Raw genomic sequence first — 18,219 nt, 5'->3', positions numbered from 1 at the left:
TTATGAATGGACAAAATCGTGCAGATGTAACACCAGGCTTAAAAGTGGCAGTCATATTGAAAAAAGATCAACGGTCGGGCACAAAGACAGAGGGTGTCGTGAAAGATTTACTGACGAACTCAAGCTTTCACCCGCATGGCATTAAAGTACGCTTGGAAGACGGACAAGTCGGACGGGTTTGTGAGATTTTGTCATAAGAAAGGTCAAAAAGGATAACCATGCGCAGTCTATTAATGCGCGTAGTTATCCTTTTTAGGTGAATATTCAGGTTGGGACGAACCATCAAGAGTGGTACAAAACAAACCAATTACGAACGAGTCATACGCTATCACTGCCGACAGTGATAATTTGCATCTTGACGCATTCATTAAACGTCACGATAGTAATAGTTTGTAAGTATACGTAAAGAGAAATTTAACAATTCCTTAAAAGGAGAGGATTCAATTGAAATCGGGAAGTGTAGTTAGAAGAGTCATACTCATAACTGCTGTTGCGTTTCTACTAGCTTTACCATCAGCTTTTATAGCACTAATATTTTTACTTGCGGGCATGAATGTGGCAATTCCTTTTATCATTGCTACGTATGTAGTTGTATTGGTTCTAATCACGTTTAAAACATTCGGTTGGATGAAGCATGCTGCCGGAAAGAAAAAGTTTTACTTAGTGATGGTAATTATCGCAATTGTTACGTTATCCAAGGTAATTCCAGATATGTATAAACAGACACTGGATAGTGTGGACAATGTGGAAGTGGATTTACATGCGTATACGCCTTTTGTAATTGGAACGAATGCGGTGAAATTGGATGTGCCGGCGACTTTGAGGCTAGAAGGTGACTTACCCGTTATGGATGGTGCGACCGCACTCTATCCGATGTATGCGGCATTCGCACAAGCAGTCTATCCTGAAAAAGAATACGACTTATATAGCAGTGAAGTAATGTCGAACATGACTAACGTGGCATACGAAAAATTGATCGACGGAAGCGCGGATATCATTTTTGTAGCAGGTCCTTCTGCCAAACAAATGGAAAATGCGAAACAAGCAGGCAAAGAACTGAAATTGACACCAATCGGTAAAGAAGCTTTTGTCTTTTTTGTCAACGCCAAAAACCCTGTGAAAAGCTTGACGTTGGATGAAGTAAAAGGGATTTATGCCGGAGAAATAACAAGTTGGAAAGAAGTAGGTGGAAGAAGACGAGCAATTCGTGCTTTCCAGCGACCCGAAGATAGTGGTAGTCAGACTGCACTTCAAAACTTGATGGGTGATGTGACAATTATGGATTCTCCTAAGGAAAATACGATAGACCTGATGGGCGGTATCATTGACCAAGTGTCAGCTTATACAAACTACAGCAACGCAATCGGCTTCACATTCCGTTATTATTCTACAGAAATGATCCAAAACGATAAAATTCGTTTGCTACAGGTAGAGGGAATTGAACCGATTGCGGAGACAATCCAATCGGGGGAGTATCCAATTACAGCCGAACTTTATGCAGTGACCGCAGGAAGTGACAACCCGCATCTCGATGAATTCATTCAATGGATTTTGTCTGATCAAGGTCAGGAAATTATTGAGAAGACGGGGTATGTACCGATTCTGTGATGAAAAGAGAAAGCAGCTATAAGTTGAACTAATAATTAAGGTGTCTACTGGGGTAGCCGGTTTACCGTAAGAGGTATCCCCTATCGCCAAGCGTTATTGGTAGGATTCTTTATTTCAACATCTGCCACAGCCTGTGAGGTTGTGGTTTTCATTTGGATATAGCGATAGGACGGACGATGGTCCAATCCGATAAGTTGAATATTACTAGTATAATGAATTTAAACACATTATTAATTCCTCACAAAGAGGGCTTATACTGAACTTAATTAATCTATTTTCAAGTTTTTTAAAACTTAGTATTATCAACTAATATTTTAGGAGGAATCATAGTGAAAAAAATTGTACTCATTACATTTGCCTTCATGTTTGTTCTTACTAACAAAGCTTTGGCACATACAGAGTTAGACACGTCTTCTCCAGAAAATGGAGGGATTGTTACAGAGGAATTGCGTGAAATCGTCTTAACCTTCGAAGGGAAAATAGAGCAGGGCGGTACGTTAGAAGTAAGTGATTCAAATGGTCAGTCTATCCCTGTTGAAGATATATTCATTAAAGAAACGCAAATGACAGGTAGCCTTCCAAACGCCTTAGTAAATGGAGACTATACTGCAGTTTGGAACATTATTGGTGCAGACGGTCATCCGATTCAAGGAGAGTTTTCTTTTAGCGTAATTGTTCCAGGATCTGAAATGCCGGCTGAAAGTGAAGATGATTCACAGGATGCAAGCCAAGATGGAGCACCTCTGGAAGATGTCGAAGATACTAAAACAAATGAACAAAGCCAATTACCTTCGTACCTCGTTCCTGTAATCGTTATTGGACTAGTTGCAATCATTGTAGGGATTTTTGTAGGGTTACGGAGAAAAAATAGTAAATGATAATGGTAGTTGTTAGTGAAACTCTTTTATATCTTTGTGTGTCGCTTCTTTTAGGTAGTTTCCTGATAGCCCTTGTACCGAGTTCTCACAGGCCAGAGGTAAACATACCGAGAGTAGTACAAATCATCGCTACAATCGGCATCGCGGTTTTCTCATTCGCGCCTGTTTTAGTGTTAATCATGTATTTGTATGAGCATATGGGCTTTTCTGGAGCGTTCCAAAGAGTTCTTCTTACGTTTGAAGTGGGCAAGGCGTGGATTTTTATTTTTCTCGTTGTCAATATACTGTTCATATTTATCGTTTGGTTTGATGATCGTCAGAAACCTGTGTACTCATATATAGGAATCGTTTTTGTTGTCATGTTAATTATGGGGATTGGTTGGGCAAGTCACGCTAGCTCCCTAGACCAAGTCAAAGGATTCTTAACGCATATAAGCCATTTTACAGCAGTGAGTATTTGGGTAGGAATTCTGCTGGTGGTTAGCTGGTTTTCAAAAAATCATTCAAACTGGTTGAATTTCTTAAAATGGTTTTCACCTGTTGCTATTAGTTGCTTTCTTATCATTACTGCATCAGGGATCATATTAATGACATTCGGAGTAGGGCTTACTGAATACACAAATGTATGGATGCTGCCGTATGGTCAATTATTATTACTAAAACACCTAACTATTATTCCGTTACTGGTATATGCAGGGATCAACAGCATACTCATTAGAAATAAGTTACTTAAAGATCAGGACTTCAATCCAATCCCGTGGACAAGGATGGAAAGTGCACTCATCCTAGTCATTTTTTCGATAACGGCTGCATTAGGCCAACAATCACCGCCTAGCGGAAACACATTGAAAAGTGAAGGACCTTCAAAATTATTCAGATTCTTTTATCAAGGACAGTTTCAGCAGGGAATGAATGTCGAACTTGTAGCAAATGCCACAGGTCTTTCTCTTCTATTGTTAGCAATTCTTTTCGTCTCTTTAACTGTGTACTCATTTCTCATGAAAGCCCCGCTGATCGTAACATTCATCTTGAGCATTCTTTTCGTCTTTTCAAGTTACTTAGCATTAATTCTAAGTATTCAATAAAAAAGCACGAGGTAGCTGACATAGCTGCCTTTTTTTCGTTAGAATATAGGATATTAGTGGTACTTTCGTTGAAGTAGAAGGACTGGAGGTAAGTCGAATGAATATAACGGAAATGTTAGGAATCAAACACCCGATTATCCAGGCGCCCATGGCGGGAGTAACGACGCCGGAGTTTGTATCAGCGTCAGCGGAGGCGGGGATACTTGGATCGATCGCTGCTGGATATCTGTCTGCGGAGGAGACGCGGAAGTTCATTCGCAAAGTGAAAAGTCTTACCGGGAAGCCATATGCTGTGAATTTGTTTGTTCCGGAAAAGGTGGAGCCTAGTGAAGAGCAATTGCGGCAAGCGTATGAGGCACTCAAACCGATTGGAATTGAACTCGGGTTGTCTTCTTGGAATACACCGTTTTCAAGAACGGAATTTGAAGCACAAGTTCAGGTATTAATAGAAGAAGGTGTGAAGATTTTTTCATTCACTTTCGGTCTACCGAATGAAAAAACTTTGCGATTATTAAAGAAAAACAATATCTTCTTAATCGGGACAGCGACAACAGTGGAAGAAGCAAAACTGTCGGATCAGTTCGGAATGGATGCGGTTGTTGCGCAGGGAAGTGAGGCGGGCGGTCATCGCGGGTCTTTTTTCGGTGAATTTAGAATGACAAAACTAGATGAATTGATTCCCAACGCAGTTAAATCCGTCAAAATTCCAGTCATTGCGGCAGGTGGTGTAGCAAATAAAAAAATGATGGATGATATGCTTTCTGCCGGAGCGCAAGCTGTCCAAATTGGAACTGCCCTCCTTGCCACTGATGAAAGCGGCGCACATCCGCTGTATAAACAGGCCGTTTTAGAAACTCAAGAAGGCAGTACAATTTTAACAAAGGCATTCTCTGGTAAAACAGCACGTGGAATCAGCAACCGGTTTATAATCGAGATGGCAGAAAGCGCGATTGCACCGTACCCATTTCAACATGAGTTGACAAAAGAAATTCGAAAAGTAGCCGCGTTGCAAGGAAAACCTGAATTCATGTCGCTATGGGCAGGTGAAAATGTACATCTCAGCAACGCTGGAAAAATAAATGCAATTATTGAACAATTTCGCTAGCAACTTCGTCCTTTAGCCACTCAGATTTGGTACACTATGTATAAAAGCGGCGGTGGATTACATGCGGAAATATATTGGAGAAATAGGACTTATCATAACAGCAATCATTTGGGGCAGCGGGTTTGTGGCAAGTGCCGTCGCATTGGAACACTACACGCCGTATCAAATTCTGGCGGGACGATTTTTAATAGGTGTACTCATTTTAGCAATCGTCTTTCATAAACGGCTGAGGTCGATAAAAAAAAGCACACTCATAAAAGGATCAATCTTAGGCATTTTCCTATATATCGCTTTCGTTCTTCAAACGGTGGGCCTTCAATTTACCACACCATCGAAAAATGCATTTTTAACCGCAGTCAATGTGGTAATCGTCCCTTTCATAGGGTTTGTCATCTATAAGAAGAAAATAGACATCTTTGAACTCAGCGGAGCAATTTTGGCAATCATTGGAGTTGCGGTATTGTCACTTAAATTTTCTTCTGAAATCAACATTGGGGATATGTTGACGTTATGTTGCGCTGTGGCGTTTGCATTCCATATTTTTTACACTTCGAAGTTTGTAAAAGAGGAGGATCCTGTCCAGCTGACAATTATTCAAATGATGGCAGCGGCAATTATTGGATGCACTGTAATCATTTCTAAAGGAGAAACGACCTTTTCTGTGGAAACGGAGGGGTTACTGCCGCTTCTTTACTTGGCGGTATTCTCCACGACAATTGCATTTTTGTTGCAGACAATGGCTCAGCAATTCATAACAGAAACGAAGGCTGCAATTATCCTATCCACCGAATCATTTTGGGGTATGGCATTTTCTGTAGCCATTTTAAGTGAAGTGATGACTGGTAAAATGATCATCGGTGCAATTCTTATCCTTGCTGCAATTATCATCTCGGAAACAAAGTTCCGTTTTCTGAAAAAGAAGAAGTTGATTGAAGAAAATTAGATAGTTCACTGATTCTACTAACTATGAAACTCCCTCGACTGAAATCACGGGTGTTCTTGGCTTAAACATAAAAGGAGGTTTCATAAATGGAAACAAAGCAAAATGTAGGCGGGCTTAATTTTAAGTGGGATCTTGATAGTGGACGGTTCATGTTTGAGGAGGAGGATTCCATTATTTTTTGGATTTCTTCGGCCATGGAATCATTTTTCGACACGATCGAAGAAATTTCAGGTGAAGAAGCGTCCTGTTTAGTTTTTGAGACTACAGGATATCGACAAGGAGTCGGGCTAGGGGATTATTTTCAGAAAATGAAGGATGTAAGTGTAGAAGAGGCATCGGCTTTAATTACGAATACGTATGCCTCTGCAGGATGGGGTCAAACAATAATTGAAAACTTGAACCGTGAATCAAAAACGCTGACTGCTAAATTTAAAAATAGTTGGGAGCATAAAATAAATATAGCGCAAGGTAGGAAGGTGGGGAGTAACTTTATCCCGGCTCACTTTGCAGGTATCTTTACTACTATGTTTAACACGAATATGTGGTATAAAGTGATACACTACCAATCAGAAGGATATGAATACACGGAAGTAGCGTATTTTGAGTCTGATGTAACTGCGAATAGTAATATTCATCAGCTATCCAGAAAAAAGGAATCCGATGCCATTTTGCAATTGGAGGCTTTAGTAGAAGATAAAACGCGTGATCTGACAGAACTTATAAAAGAAATTTCTTCACCAATTATACCTGTTCATGATGGAGTCGTCGTAGTGCCTCTAATCGGACGATATGATGAAGACCGTGCTGAAGCGTTAGTTGAAAGAGTATTAGCTAATTTACCTTCATATAAGGTGAAATACCTGATATTGGACTTAACGGGACTTCATAAAGAAATTAGTAATTATACGGCAAGCCTTATCGAAAAGATTGTAGCTACTGCTAGACTGATTGGAACAGAAACGGTGCTCGTAGGAATTTCTCCCCAATTAAGTATGGCTATCATCCAATCAGGTGTAGATTTATCTAAAATTGACTGTTTCCAAACGCTTCAACATGGGATTCACTATTCATTAGGGCAACTGGGAAGAAGAATAATCTGAGTTACTTAGTTAAGAAGGTAAGTTCAATTCAAGAATTTCGGTGGGGAGCGTTGAGTATATGGAAACACGTATCGTTGAAGTCGAGGAGTTCGCAGTGACAGGCTACGGGCTGAAAGGGCCGCTTTCTGAAATCCCGGGTAAATGGGATGTGTTGAATGCGGAAATTGCGGAGCAAGGTGTCTTGGCAGAAGAATCATTCGGACTTTGCCTGTCGATGAAAGGTGGAGAAATCCACTATATTGCTGGCGTCAAATCTCATCTTGCTGAAGGTTTTCTGAATACAGAAGTAGCTGTAGTTCCAGCTGGCAAGTTTATTGTTGCCAAGGTGGAGGGTGGAGTTTCCGCGATACCAACCGCGTTTAACAACATAATGAAAACAGACGGTATTCAACTGCGAAATTGTTTCAGCTTTGAACGATATATTCATCCTAAAGGATCGACCGGGTATGACATTGAAGTTTGGCTGCCGATTGAGTGAAAGTGTGGACAGATAAAGAATTATATATAGAAGAGATTTCAGCGTGTGCTGGGAATCTCTTTTTTCTTTTGTAATATTTTGAATTTCAGTTGACAACTGGTAACCCGACCCAGCACTATGAATAGAAGGGGCGGTGACGTACAAAGTGAAAGAGATTTATAGAAGGACATGGATTTCTAGCTTGATCATTGGGATAGGGACCGCTATTTTTTGCATTTTATATTATTTCATCGGTTATACAAGTTTCAGGGAAAATGGAGATGTATTAATCATAACCGGTTTGGCTGCATTGTTTTCAATTGGAGCAGGGTTTCATTTCAAAAGTGTGCATGAGAAATTACTCAAAGAAACAAGCGACATACCAGAAAGTACGTTGAGCTTGGAGGGTTTAAACGAGCTGATTCTTGAGCGAATTCCTTCTTTTTTGCTCAAAATGTATAACGTTGATTCAAATGGCAATCCACTGTTTGTCATTGAACCATCCAAAGGTCAATTGTTAAGATGGCTTACATTCTTCGAACTATTTGAGAAGGGATTAATCATTCCGGTGCACTATGACATCGTAGATATGAACGGACAACTGCTAGCAACAATTACAATCCGAAGTAATATAAAACGTGACGAACTTACCTTAAATGAACCTGATGGTACAGTAATGGCCACTTACATACAGAAACATTGGACAGCAAAACTCAAAAATCAAGGAATTTTGTATCATGCGGATGGTTCGGTTTGGCGAGAGCTTGAAGCAAAAGCAATTGCGGGCGACATCGATGTAAAAGATGAGGAGGGGCGTATGACGGCTAAATACCGCTTTGGTATTTTCCCATATACAATGAGACCAGTTTTTCAAAGCGATGCCCATCATGAGCATGTTCAGTTCGGGTCACACATTTCTTCGGATGAAAAGCTGGCCTATACGATGATATTTTTCTTGTGGCTCAAAGGGTAATTTAATTCTCTTTTATGTGTTGACTCTTACGTTACGTCATACTTTATAGTTAGTTTTGAAGGGGGGCTAGAAGCGATGAAAGTGAAAGAAGTATCGCAGTTGACCGGTGTTAGTGTGCGCACACTTCATCATTATGATGACATCGGTTTGTTAACGTCGGACTGTACAACAGAAGCAGGGTACCGGCTTTACTCGGACGATAACTTGGCGACGTTGCAGCAAATTCTGTTCTTTCGCGAACTTGGCTTCTCTTTGAAGAAGATTAAGGAACTGCTTACGAATCCTACGTTTAGTCGTCAGGAAGCTTTTGAAATGCAGCGTACAATGCTCCTTGAAAAGAGACTTAAGCTTGACGGTATGATTGAAACGATTGAGAAGACAATTCAGCATGAAAGAGGGGAAATAGCAATGACGAATGAAGAGAAGTTTAAAGGGTTTGACTTCGGTGAGAATCCATATGAACAAGAAGCAAGGGGCCGCTGGGGTGACGAGGCGGTTGATGAATCGAATAAGAAAGTTGCACAGTTTGGACCAGAATTAGGGGAGGAAATGAACCGTATTTACTTCAGCTTGGCGAAAATACGTCATATGGATCCATCTTCTGATGAAGCGCAGGCTGGAATTGGTGAATGGTTTACTTTTTTGAATAAGATGGGAAGCTATTCATTGGAAGCATTCCAAGGTCTTGGTGAAATGTATGTTGCGGATGAAAGGTTCACAAAGAATATCGACCAGTTTGGCGAAGGGCTTGCGGTGTTTATGAGGGACGCAATGGTAACGTTTGCTGGAGATAAATAGAAATCGATACAGTAAGTACAGCGGGATCAATTTGTTCTCGCTGCTTTTTTATGTAGTAAATGTGTAATATATAAGTTACCTAATGTCATTTATAATTGACACCCTATATATGTATATCTATAATTAAAGTAATAGGAGCGTGGCCATGTCGAAAAATTTACGAATTAAGGCTGCTCGAGCAGCAATGGATATGTCACAAAAGGATGTAGCAGAAGCAATTGGTATTACTCGACAGACGATGAATGCCATTGAGAGCGGCGAGTATAACCCGTCTCTCAAGCTCTGCTTGGCCATCTGTAAAGTGTTGGGCAAAAAATTGGACGATCTCTTTTGGGAGGAATGAGTATGAAAAATGACAGATATGATGAATATCAGGTGAACAACAGGAATAAAATAGCGTTTGAAACACTAATCATCATAACGCTGTTGGTTTTCATTAATGGATTTGTGAAAATGACCTACATATGGGCAGATCCCCTGATGGAGTCGTTGGTATTGCTTTATATTCCAAGTATTTATTTTGCAATACGATCCATTTGGAAAAATGCGTATTTTAGTAAAAAAGAAAAGAATCCTGGATTTTACATTGCGGTGTTTCTCCTTATTACTTTGGTGAATCTTTATACCGTTGTCACTTCAATTTATCATGGATTCTTCGTTGTCATCGAAGATGGGAAACTTGCAAATGGCGCAGGAGTACTATTCATGTTAGGGTTTACAAGCTCAATCACAATCGCTATGATTGCAAGGAAATTTGCGGACAAACAAGTATTGAGCAGTAATTAATGTTAATTGTTAATTGTTTCGGAAACCGAATGATTAAAATAGATGAAACTCCATCGCTCGTTTCGACGTATAATAGATATAGATATAAAAAAATCCTTAACTGTCTTGAATTCCCGTTACCCCTGTAGGTCCCGGGTCGTAGACAGTTTCCATCCGCAGCCGGTTTTATTTGCTGACCGAAATGCACATAATGGATATAAGAGAACGGCAAGGGGTTGGGTACAGTGAAGAAATTCATCTATATCGTGCTGACTGACACAGGAACCCTGCTGTCAAAAGCGATTGGGATGTACACGGGGAAAGAGTTAAATCATACATCGATTGCATTCGATAATGAGCTGATTGAAATGTACAGTTTTGGGCGCAAACAGCCGCATAATCCTTTCGTCGGAGGGTTTGTGAAAGAAAGCGCATCAGAAGGAATATTTCGGCAAGCAACGTGTGCAGTTTATCGCTGTGAAGTCACAGCGGAGGACTATATACGGATGCTCGATAAAATCCGTTTGATTGAACAGGAAAAAGAACTTTATAAATATAATTTTATCGGATTATTTGGTGTTGCCGTAAATAAAGGAATTCAGCGTGAGCATGCATTTTTCTGTTCGCAATTCGTGGCGATGGTTGTAAATGAAGGCAATTTACAAATGTTCAATATCGCACCAAGTTTAGTACAACCGCATCATTTCTCACAGCTCCCTTGTTTAGAGCGTGTGTTTGAAGGCGATTTACAAACCTATTTGAATCAAACGAGAAATCAGCAGGAGCAGGAGCGCGCTCCTATCCGTATGGGAATGTGGAAAAGTTTGGCGTTCCGATTGCTTGCCTAAATAAGCCTGTATTTAATATGAGAGCACTTCTTTCTAACGGGAGTGGCTCTCTTTTTCTAATTCAATTTTTTCTATGAAACTACTATCCGGGAAAGGAGAGATTGAGTTGGATGAAGAATTGAAGAGAATTCTGAAAAGAGTTTCTGATTTAGAAGGGGAAGTAAACTCGTTAAAACAGCAACTGGCGGACATGAAACCCGCAAATAGTTACGCTAGGGAGAAAGTAAAAAAAGTTCATTTGGCATCCATAATGGAACGCTCGCCTGAGCAACCAATTCAGGATGAAGTTCCGATTCAGCAGAAAGTTAGGAAAGAGTTCAATCTTGAGAAAGCATTAAGCAACTGGCTTCCGCGTGTATTTATGTTTATTTTACTGCTTGGTGTCTTATGGGGACTGAAAGTTGGAATGGATAATGGATTTATCACCAATCCAGTGCGAGTCGGCATGGGTTACACAGGAACGATTTTGCTCTACTTTCTTGGGATGCGCTACTACAATGGTGGGAAAATAGGGTTTGGTCTAACATTGCTTGGCGGTTTTATCGGCCTTGGGATCTTGACCACATTTGCGGCACATCTTTTATATGGTTATCTAAACTTTACGATCGCATTTACAATAGGTGTGGCATATATCATTGCAGGACTGATGTTGTCGAGAAAGATGAAATCAGAAACGCTAACCATTTTTTCGGGAATAGCAGGTTTTTTACTTCCATTTTTATTGGAAGGGGAGGGTGCTACTGCCGTTCAATTCTGTTCATATATCCTAATATTATTTCTATCACTGTTTTATGTATCCCTTAGTCAAAAACAAAAGTATAGCTTCTATATAACATTCTTCTTATTCCATGTAACACTACTGGTTTTCACACTCCTTGATGGTATAAATGCGGAGGCGTCCGTACTAGTTGTGACGGTGCTCATTCAGCATGGTGGGATTCTATTCTTCTATTTTAAAAATCGTATTTCAAGAGATGTTTTTTCAGAAGCACTCCTTTACTCCAATTTTGTCTTTTCGATGGGCTGGATAAAGCTGCTTGACCAAATGCAAGAAGTCGCTGTGTACGGCATGTTGGCAACATTATATATTGCACTTGCAGTGTATTCAATTTGGAAGAAGGACCATGTGTTGCGTGGAATTCTATCCGCAGTTGCGGTACTTGCGGTCACTGTTTTCATCCTATCCTTCAATATGGAAGATGAACGTGTTGTGTTAATGTTGCTGCTATTAAATGGGGCGATTGGAATAGGGGTCGGTTTACGTTATGACACGCTTCGGACAATTGTTACAGGTTCAGTAGTTTACCTATTCACGATACCTGTAGTTCTGACATCGATACAAATATATGGATTTTGGTCTTTGGAACATGCAGTTTGGCTTATTTTTATCGGGACAATCGGTTGGATATTTTATTCGCTATACCGATTTGAACCAACTATTTTAAAAGGGAAAACGATATTGATTGATAAAAGTTTGATCATCGCTCAAGTGTTTGTTCTTCTATATATTTATGAGCTGACAAAGTTAGGGCTAGATAATGTCTATGTATCGTTTGAAACAGGCATTCATATTCAAAGATTTGTGTTGCTTGTGGTGCTAATCGCAATGTATAACGTCTATAAATGGAGTAAGGGCCTGTACTTGACCCATGCAACAGTTATTCTATTTCTAGTAGCAAGTTTAGGAATGCTGCTTCAAGGTTTAGGTTCTTTTTATAACCAAGGCGAGTTTTTGTTTAACTTCTTCGTGCAGCTAGCTTATGGAGCGACCTTAACGGTTTTGATTCGGGCAATTATAAGGGAGCGTTTCTATTTAACTCTAAAAGAGCTGAAGTTTGAGACATCGCAGCTGGCTGTTATTATGCAAGTTATTTATTTTATCTTCCTCAATAAATGGTACTTCGCATTTACGAAAGCCTATGAGTGGGATTTGGACTATGTTTTATTCGCGCATACGTTCTTGCTATTCACATTTGCATTTCTGTCGATAAGTCTAGGGGGGAAATTGAATTGGAAATATGTTAAAGTCCTCGGTGCTTTACTCCTTGTTGTTTGTGTACTCAAGCTTTTCATCGTAGATTTGTCGAGTATTTCAATTTTAGTCCGCGCGATTTTGTTTATCGTCATTGGCGTTGTTGGGCTGCTTTATTCCAGAACGTTATTGAAGGACTAGTAAGCAAAATGGGTTTCGACAATACTTACGATGTATTGCGTTTGTCGCAATTCCTGCTAAAACGTGCGATAATAAGGAAAACAGTGAAGTAAGGATGACAATATGACAAAAACAGTCGATTTACAAGTAAATGCAAGAAATATTGCAGATTTCAAAAAAGGCTATCCGCTAATTCTAAAAGATGCGATTATTAACGCCAACGTTCTTACAACGGAAGGCACTATCGTTCGATTAGTGGATAAAGACCGTCGATTTGTTGCAAAAGGGTATTACGGTTTGCAAAACAAAGGTCTTGGTTGGGTACTGACGAGAAAAGAGGAAGAAGAAATCGATTTCGATTTTTTCGAATCTAGAATCGCAGCAGCACTTGCGAGACGTGAAGCGTTATTCGCGGATGCCTATACGACAGCTTTCCGCGTATTCAATGGAGAAGGCGACGGTATCGGCGGCCTGACAATCGATTATTTCGATGGCTACTTTATGGTGAGTTGGTATAGCGAAGGAATTTATTCGCTCAAGCATCATGTTTACAGCGTGTTCGATAAAATCATTGATTACAAAGGGATTTATGAGAAGAAGCGCTATGATACCAAAGGCGGATACATCGAACAGGATGATTTCGTTAAAGGAGAGCAAGGCGATTTTCCGATTATCGTCAAAGAAAATGGTATGAATTTCGCGGTCAACTTGAATGACGGTGCAATGACTGGAATTTTCCTTGATCAGCGTGATATGCGTAAAGCGATTCGTGACAAGTATTCTGAGGGTAGAAATGTCTTAAATACGTTCTCGTATACAGGTGCATTCTCTGTTGCGGCAGTCCTTGGTGGCGCGATGAAGACGACAAACGTCGACTTGGCGAAGCGCAGCAATGCAAAAACGATTGAGCAGTTCAGTGTAAACGGGATCGATTATGAACAACAGGATATTAAAATAATGGACGTCTTCGATTATTTCCGTTATGCAAAACGAAATGATATGAAGTTCGATCTAGTTATTCTAGATCCGCCAAGCTTTGCCCGTACTAAAAAATATACGTTCAGTACTGCGCAAGACTATCCAGCATTGCTAATGGAAGCAATTGCGGTTACCGAGAAAAACGGCATCATTGTTGCGTCAACGAACAACGCGAGTTTCGGTATGAAGAAATTCAAAACGTTCATCGAACAGGCATTCAATGAAGCAGGGTCTAGGTACAAAATTCTTGAGGAATCGACATTGCCAAAAGATTTCCGGACCAACCGTGATTACCCAGAATTCAATTATTTGAAAGTTGTTATTATACAGAAAACGAAATAAGTTAAGAATAGAGAAGCCGTGCCGAGGTTAACTTGGTACGGCTTTTCGCATGCGAAAAAAGAGGATAAAGCCTGTCAATCGAGAATAGATAATGGTAGAGATTGAATGGGGTGGGAATGTGACTGAGGCGATTTTACACGGAATCATTCTGGCATTCGGCTTGATTGTTCCGTTAGGCGTCCAAAATGTGTTCGTATTCAATCAGGGAGCGTTGCAACCTACATTTATGAGGGCCATGCCGGTTGTCGTCACAGCGGGGATTTGTGACACGCTCTTGATTGTGGCGGCGGTATCAGGCGTTTCACTTCTAGTATTGACGTTCGCCTGGTTGGAAAATGTTGTTTTTAGTATTGGAATTCTTTTTTTACTCTATATAGGTTTTGTTTTATGGAGAAGTGACGCGATGTCGATGAAGGTAGGTGGAGAGCGGTTTTCAACTAAGAAACAAATCATCTTTGCAGCGTCGGTCTCTTTAATGAATCCTCATGCAATCCTCGACACGATTGGAGTTATCGGGTCAAGTTCACTGAATTACGCGGGGAATGTACGAATGGCATTCACGCTGACGACAATCATCGTTTCGTGGCTTTGGTTTTTCGGGCTTGCAACGGCCGGGCGCTATTTCGGGAAGTTGGATTCGACAGGCAAGTTGATGGCGTTGTTGAATAAAATCTCTGCTTTAGTCGTCTGGGGAATCGCTGTGTATATGGCAATCAGATTGGTCGGAAATATGATGTGAAAAGCCGTACTGGTCATGACCAGATACGGCTTTTCACGTGGAATCAAAGCTCATTGAGTTCCGCATTTAACTTCTTCGCCTGGCTTCTGAAATACAGATAGAAAGAAGTCCAAAATACTGAGTAGGATACAATGAATAATCCCAATGCGAGTAAAAAGCTTTTTAATGTAAATGGAACCCAACCGATTCCAAATGCAAGAACGAAATACAGAATTACCACTGTCACAAAATGCAGCGCGGTTTGTTGGGACAATCGTAAATGGACATTTTCAAAAAAGAGTGGCGTAACTGTGAAAAACCAGCCGCAGAAAATGGAGCCGAGCGAGTTTTTCAAGAATAATTGTCCGTCCAGCATATCTATATCACTGAATAACACAACTGAATTGGTCAGAATCACAGCGATGAATGCACCGAAGAAAACACCGATGATGCTTCTGTATAAGAAGGTTTTCATTCGCTTTTCCTCCTGTTCATTTTCAAGGAATCTTTAATGGAATTGACGTATGTCCTAGAAACATATTCCTTTGCCCCCGACTTGAAATACAGACATAATGTTCCGTTAAATGAAGCTTCAAAACGGCTCATTTCATGGAGATTGGCAATAACTGATTTGGATAGCCGTACGAATTTAGTCGAAGGAAGTATAGCATCTAGTTCATATAACTTTTCTTTTAATTTAAAGGAACCGGCAGTAGTTACGGCGACAACACTGTCTTTTTCAGTATGGAAATAATGGATATCACCCGGCTTTAAAATGTGCTGCATATCGCCGTCTCTACCAACAAGAAAATCCGTATCCTGACCTTTGATAAAATCAAGAATTTCTTGCACGGAATCGTCCAGTTCCGGGCATTCAATCGTCACTTTGGTTTCTTCGTAATGACGATCAATGTTCAATGATACTTTCATTGCGAGACACCCCTCTCGACAATAGTTTATCTGTTTACGCAAGTCTGTCAAATGCGTCTTTTTGTTGAAAAACGGACAACGAACAAAGCGGTAATGGCAAGACAACAAATATAGGCGAAGGAAATGAGCGTGCCGCTGTCAAAAATAAGTCGGTCATTCCAAATGGCAATGAACAACGTATTCATATGATAGAGCGGATTGAAATCGGCAATGACTTGGATGAATTTCGGCATCATACTGATTGGAAGCGTAAATCCTCCAGTGAAGATGACAACTTGGAAAATGACAATGGAGAATACCAAAGCACTTTTCACCTCGTTGAAAAAAGCGTAAATGGCAGATACAATTAGGAGAAGAGCGGCATTGAGTACGATGAAAAATCCATAGGCTGTGATGAAATTCAATACATGGAACTGCAAATCATACACAAGCAAACCGATTGCATAAATGAATAGGTAACCGAAACTTGTAATTATGATGGAGCGAACGATACTTGATAGCAAAAGTGTAATTTTAGAAACAGGTGAGAGTCTGATTCGCTTTTCGACACCCGTTGCACGATGCGTCACTTGGTCGAACCCGAAAGCAAAAAATACGGTGGTGAATGTTATTAGTAAAATAAACGATGGTGTATACGTTTGTGCATAACTCAAGTTACCTGCGTATGTCTGATCTCCATACAATTGCCCCAGGAAAATGTACGTTACTGGCGGCACGATAATCGTGAAAACCAAATAAAACAATTCTCTTGAAAACATGAGTAAGTCGTACTTTAACTGTGTCGCTAACATATTTTCTCCCCCCTTATATGGATACTTTATCAAGATAAAATGCATTGACGGATGTATAGCCTGTTGCTAAAATACCTTCTGTTGTATCGAAAATTTCATTGACTCCATTATCAATAAGCATCACCTTATCGCAATATAATTCAATTTCATCCATATTATGTGTCGTTAAAATGACCGTCCCGCCCGTACGATTGTTATAATCGGTAATGTACGTCCATAAAATATTGCGCATATGTGGATCAAGCCCTGTCGTTGGTTCATCCAAAATTAGGAGCTTGGGTTGCGATAAAAAAGCGATGGCCAAGCTCACAATCTGTTTCCAACCGCCGGAAAGTTTATCGAAATACTTTTTACAATGTGGTTGTAACTTGAAATCGGCAATGATTGTTTCAATGTCGATGGGCGATTTGTAATACGCTTTAAATAACCGCAGCAGCTCTTGTACCTTCAGTGTCTGATAGAACTGTGTCGGCTGCAGTACAACGGATATTTGTTTTCGAACTCGTTCCAGCTTGTTGGTTGAGAGTGCCTTTATATCTTCATTGAAAACGTACACTGTTCCGGCGTCATATTGTTTAATCGTCATAATGATTTCAAGGAATGTAGATTTACCGGCCCCGTTCTTTCCGATAACCCCGATGATTTCACCTTCTTGAGCTTGAAAATCCAAACCTTTTAAAACAGCATTTGCTCCGTAAGCTTTTTTCAAATTGCTAACCTTGATAATTGTCATTGCAATCCCTCCGTCTGAAAATTCTTTGTAATCAAAGTGTATGATGAAAGGGCCTTATTGTCTGCGGGATTTCGGTGACTGGCAACAAATTGAAGGTGACTTGCAGTAAAATAAGGATGAAATGCATTCGGTTTTTGAGAAAATCCAAAGGACATAGCTATTTAAATAGAGAATAAGTAAGAAGAGGGGATGAAGTGGATGAATTCATTGAAGCCGAAAAAGCGCAGTAAGATACGTATATTTTTCGGGAAGAAAGTGTATCGATTGAAACGGTATTCAGAGTGGTACATGGACGGGAAAAAGTATGCAATGAAGCGGTCAGTGGAGAAATTGAACCATGTTGTTTTCCAACACCGAACGCCGCTACTTCGTCAACTGAAAGATGTCGAGATGGAATTACAAACCAATAAAATTAAGAATTTGAAGATAGCAGCAAAACGATTGAACGGAATTATACTCCAGCCAGGACAAACATTTTCCTATTGGCGCTTGATAGGAAATACGACGAAGCGCAAAGGGTACGTCGAAGGAATGATATTGCATTACGGGCAAGTGACGACTGGTGTTGGTGGGGGTCTATGTCAGTTGTCAAATTTGATATATTGGATGACGCTTCACACACCGCTTACGCTTACTGAACGCTACCGCCACAGTTACGACGTCTTCCCCGATTCGAAACGAAATCAGCCGTTCGGCAGTGGTGCTACATGTGCCTATAACTATCTTGATTTACAACTCAAGAACGAAACGAGTGAATCATATCAACTGATCATCTATCTGACGGACACTTCCCTCGTCGGTGAATGGCGTGCGTCCACGGTGGCGAATCGTACCTACAAAGTGTACGAAAAAGACCACAGTTTCACGCGTGAATCATGGGGTGGCTATGTGCGCCATAATACGATATACAGGAAGGCGTACAACCTGAACGGAGAACTCATCGATGACGAATTCATTACAGAAAACCATGCGATTACGATGTATGAACCATTTTTGTCAAATGAGGAGTGTTGAA

At 40.3% G+C, this 18,219-nt stretch carries 21 protein-coding genes; 17 read left to right on the top strand and 4 right to left on the bottom strand.

Translation table 11 applies throughout. The features are described from left to right. Nucleotides 1-2 precede the first annotated feature (2 nt). The 16 genes from AC1TO4_RS06705 (at nt 3) to AC1TO4_RS06630 (ending at nt 14,771) form a co-directional block, all read left to right on the top strand. Nucleotides 3-197 (top strand): YwbE family protein, encoded by a 195-nt coding sequence (locus AC1TO4_RS06705; protein ID WP_482101547.1) that lies wholly within the window; start codon nt 3-5, stop codon nt 195-197. Nucleotides 198-444: 247 nt separating this feature from the next. Beyond that, nucleotides 445-1,608 carry a PstS family phosphate ABC transporter substrate-binding protein gene (locus AC1TO4_RS06700; RefSeq protein ID WP_482104703.1) on the top strand — a complete coding sequence of 388 codons (1,164 nt, stop codon included), beginning with the start codon at nt 445-447 and terminating at the stop codon, nt 1,606-1,608. 329 nt (nt 1,609-1,937) lie between these two features. Beyond that, complete coding sequence (locus AC1TO4_RS06695; protein ID WP_482104702.1) at nt 1,938-2,486, top strand: copper resistance CopC family protein; 549 nt, start codon at nt 1,938-1,940, stop codon at nt 2,484-2,486. After that, on the top strand, nt 2,483-3,571 hold the full coding sequence (locus AC1TO4_RS06690; protein WP_482104701.1) for a copper resistance D family protein: 1,089 nt from the start codon (nt 2,483-2,485) through the stop codon (nt 3,569-3,571). Before AC1TO4_RS06695 ends, AC1TO4_RS06690 begins: the two co-directional genes overlap by 4 nt. Before the next feature lie 97 nt (nt 3,572-3,668). Next, nucleotides 3,669-4,676 (top strand): NAD(P)H-dependent flavin oxidoreductase, encoded by a 1,008-nt coding sequence (locus AC1TO4_RS06685; RefSeq protein WP_482104700.1) that lies wholly within the window; start codon nt 3,669-3,671, stop codon nt 4,674-4,676. Nucleotides 4,677-4,737: 61 nt separating this feature from the next. Further along, a complete protein-coding gene (locus AC1TO4_RS06680; RefSeq protein WP_482104699.1) occupies nt 4,738-5,619 on the top strand; it encodes a DMT family transporter in 882 nt (293 codons plus the stop codon). 86 nt (nt 5,620-5,705) lie between these two features. After that, a complete protein-coding gene (locus AC1TO4_RS06675; protein ID WP_482104698.1) occupies nt 5,706-6,719 on the top strand; it encodes an STAS domain-containing protein in 1,014 nt (337 codons plus the stop codon). 58 nt (nt 6,720-6,777) lie between these two features. After that, nucleotides 6,778-7,197, top strand: coding sequence for a GyrI-like domain-containing protein (locus tag AC1TO4_RS06670; protein WP_482104697.1), 420 nt, complete (start codon nt 6,778-6,780; stop codon nt 7,195-7,197). A 145-nt stretch (nt 7,198-7,342) separates the two neighbouring features. Then, a complete protein-coding gene (locus tag AC1TO4_RS06665; RefSeq protein WP_482104696.1) occupies nt 7,343-8,149 on the top strand; it encodes a hypothetical protein in 807 nt (268 codons plus the stop codon). A 75-nt stretch (nt 8,150-8,224) separates the two neighbouring features. Then, nucleotides 8,225-8,947, top strand: coding sequence for a MerR family transcriptional regulator (locus AC1TO4_RS06660; protein WP_482104695.1), 723 nt, complete (start codon nt 8,225-8,227; stop codon nt 8,945-8,947). Between the two features lie 145 nt (nt 8,948-9,092). Continuing rightward, complete coding sequence (locus tag AC1TO4_RS06655; RefSeq protein WP_482104694.1) at nt 9,093-9,290, top strand: helix-turn-helix transcriptional regulator; 198 nt, start codon at nt 9,093-9,095, stop codon at nt 9,288-9,290. Between the two features lie 2 nt (nt 9,291-9,292). Further along, complete coding sequence (locus AC1TO4_RS06650) at nt 9,293-9,733, top strand: hypothetical protein (protein ID WP_482104693.1); 441 nt, start codon at nt 9,293-9,295, stop codon at nt 9,731-9,733. Between the two features lie 224 nt (nt 9,734-9,957). Then, nucleotides 9,958-10,560, top strand: coding sequence for a hypothetical protein (locus tag AC1TO4_RS06645; protein ID WP_482104692.1), 603 nt, complete (start codon nt 9,958-9,960; stop codon nt 10,558-10,560). Between the two features lie 106 nt (nt 10,561-10,666). After that, a complete protein-coding gene (locus AC1TO4_RS06640; RefSeq protein WP_482104691.1) occupies nt 10,667-12,733 on the top strand; it encodes a DUF2339 domain-containing protein in 2,067 nt (688 codons plus the stop codon). Nucleotides 12,734-12,835: 102 nt separating this feature from the next. Further along, nucleotides 12,836-14,032 (top strand): class I SAM-dependent rRNA methyltransferase, encoded by a 1,197-nt coding sequence (locus AC1TO4_RS06635; RefSeq protein ID WP_482104690.1) that lies wholly within the window; start codon nt 12,836-12,838, stop codon nt 14,030-14,032. Nucleotides 14,033-14,150: 118 nt separating this feature from the next. Continuing rightward, a complete protein-coding gene (locus AC1TO4_RS06630) occupies nt 14,151-14,771 on the top strand; it encodes a LysE/ArgO family amino acid transporter (protein ID WP_482104925.1) in 621 nt (206 codons plus the stop codon). 43 nt (nt 14,772-14,814) lie between these two features. Here AC1TO4_RS06630 and AC1TO4_RS06625 read toward each other — a convergent pair whose 3' ends face one another. Genes AC1TO4_RS06625 through AC1TO4_RS06610 form a run of 4 tightly spaced genes read right to left on the bottom strand, consistent with a single transcriptional unit; the run spans nt 14,815 to nt 17,204 of the window. Continuing rightward, a complete protein-coding gene (locus tag AC1TO4_RS06625) occupies nt 14,815-15,225 on the bottom strand; it encodes a DUF3021 domain-containing protein (RefSeq protein ID WP_482104689.1) in 411 nt (136 codons plus the stop codon). After that, nucleotides 15,222-15,680 (bottom strand): LytTR family DNA-binding domain-containing protein, encoded by a 459-nt coding sequence (locus tag AC1TO4_RS06620; protein WP_482104688.1) that lies wholly within the window; start codon nt 15,678-15,680, stop codon nt 15,222-15,224. The genes AC1TO4_RS06625 and AC1TO4_RS06620 overlap by 4 nt, the downstream gene beginning before the upstream one ends. A 47-nt stretch (nt 15,681-15,727) precedes the next feature. Continuing rightward, nucleotides 15,728-16,471, bottom strand: coding sequence for an ABC transporter permease (locus tag AC1TO4_RS06615; RefSeq protein ID WP_482104687.1), 744 nt, complete (start codon nt 16,469-16,471; stop codon nt 15,728-15,730). A 13-nt stretch (nt 16,472-16,484) separates the two neighbouring features. Further along, the gene (locus tag AC1TO4_RS06610; protein ID WP_482104686.1) at nt 16,485-17,204 is read right to left on the bottom strand and encodes an ABC transporter ATP-binding protein; all 720 of its coding nucleotides are present in this window, start codon (nt 17,202-17,204) and stop codon (nt 16,485-16,487) included. 198 nt (nt 17,205-17,402) lie between these two features. Between AC1TO4_RS06610 and AC1TO4_RS06605 the strand changes: the two genes are divergently transcribed. Continuing rightward, a complete protein-coding gene (locus AC1TO4_RS06605; protein WP_482104685.1) occupies nt 17,403-18,218 on the top strand; it encodes a VanW family protein in 816 nt (271 codons plus the stop codon). Nucleotide 18,219: the final 1 nt, after the last annotated feature.

Source organism: Sporosarcina sp. Y838, assembly GCF_056786515.1.
This window is presented reverse-complemented; position numbering and strand designations above follow the sequence as displayed.

Coding starts and splice junctions, on each gene's coding strand:
- AC1TO4_RS06610 (WP_482104686.1), bottom strand. CDS start 17,204: ATGACAATTATCAAGGTTAGCAATTTGAAAAAAGCTTACGGAGCAAAT.
- AC1TO4_RS06705 (WP_482101547.1), top strand. CDS start 3: ATGAATGGACAAAATCGTGCAGATGTAACACCAGGCTTAAAAGTGGCA.
- AC1TO4_RS06635 (WP_482104690.1), top strand. CDS start 12,836: ATGACAAAAACAGTCGATTTACAAGTAAATGCAAGAAATATTGCAGAT.
- AC1TO4_RS06690 (WP_482104701.1), top strand. CDS start 2,483: ATGATAATGGTAGTTGTTAGTGAAACTCTTTTATATCTTTGTGTGTCG.
- AC1TO4_RS06685 (WP_482104700.1), top strand. CDS start 3,669: ATGAATATAACGGAAATGTTAGGAATCAAACACCCGATTATCCAGGCG.
- AC1TO4_RS06680 (WP_482104699.1), top strand. CDS start 4,738: ATGCGGAAATATATTGGAGAAATAGGACTTATCATAACAGCAATCATT.
- AC1TO4_RS06605 (WP_482104685.1), top strand. CDS start 17,403: ATGAATTCATTGAAGCCGAAAAAGCGCAGTAAGATACGTATATTTTTC.
- AC1TO4_RS06660 (WP_482104695.1), top strand. CDS start 8,225: ATGAAAGTGAAAGAAGTATCGCAGTTGACCGGTGTTAGTGTGCGCACA.
- AC1TO4_RS06620 (WP_482104688.1), bottom strand. CDS start 15,680: ATGAAAGTATCATTGAACATTGATCGTCATTACGAAGAAACCAAAGTG.
- AC1TO4_RS06655 (WP_482104694.1), top strand. CDS start 9,093: ATGTCGAAAAATTTACGAATTAAGGCTGCTCGAGCAGCAATGGATATG.
- AC1TO4_RS06650 (WP_482104693.1), top strand. CDS start 9,293: ATGAAAAATGACAGATATGATGAATATCAGGTGAACAACAGGAATAAA.
- AC1TO4_RS06625 (WP_482104689.1), bottom strand. CDS start 15,225: ATGAAAACCTTCTTATACAGAAGCATCATCGGTGTTTTCTTCGGTGCA.
- AC1TO4_RS06670 (WP_482104697.1), top strand. CDS start 6,778: ATGGAAACACGTATCGTTGAAGTCGAGGAGTTCGCAGTGACAGGCTAC.
- AC1TO4_RS06615 (WP_482104687.1), bottom strand. CDS start 16,471: ATGTTAGCGACACAGTTAAAGTACGACTTACTCATGTTTTCAAGAGAA.
- AC1TO4_RS06675 (WP_482104698.1), top strand. CDS start 5,706: ATGGAAACAAAGCAAAATGTAGGCGGGCTTAATTTTAAGTGGGATCTT.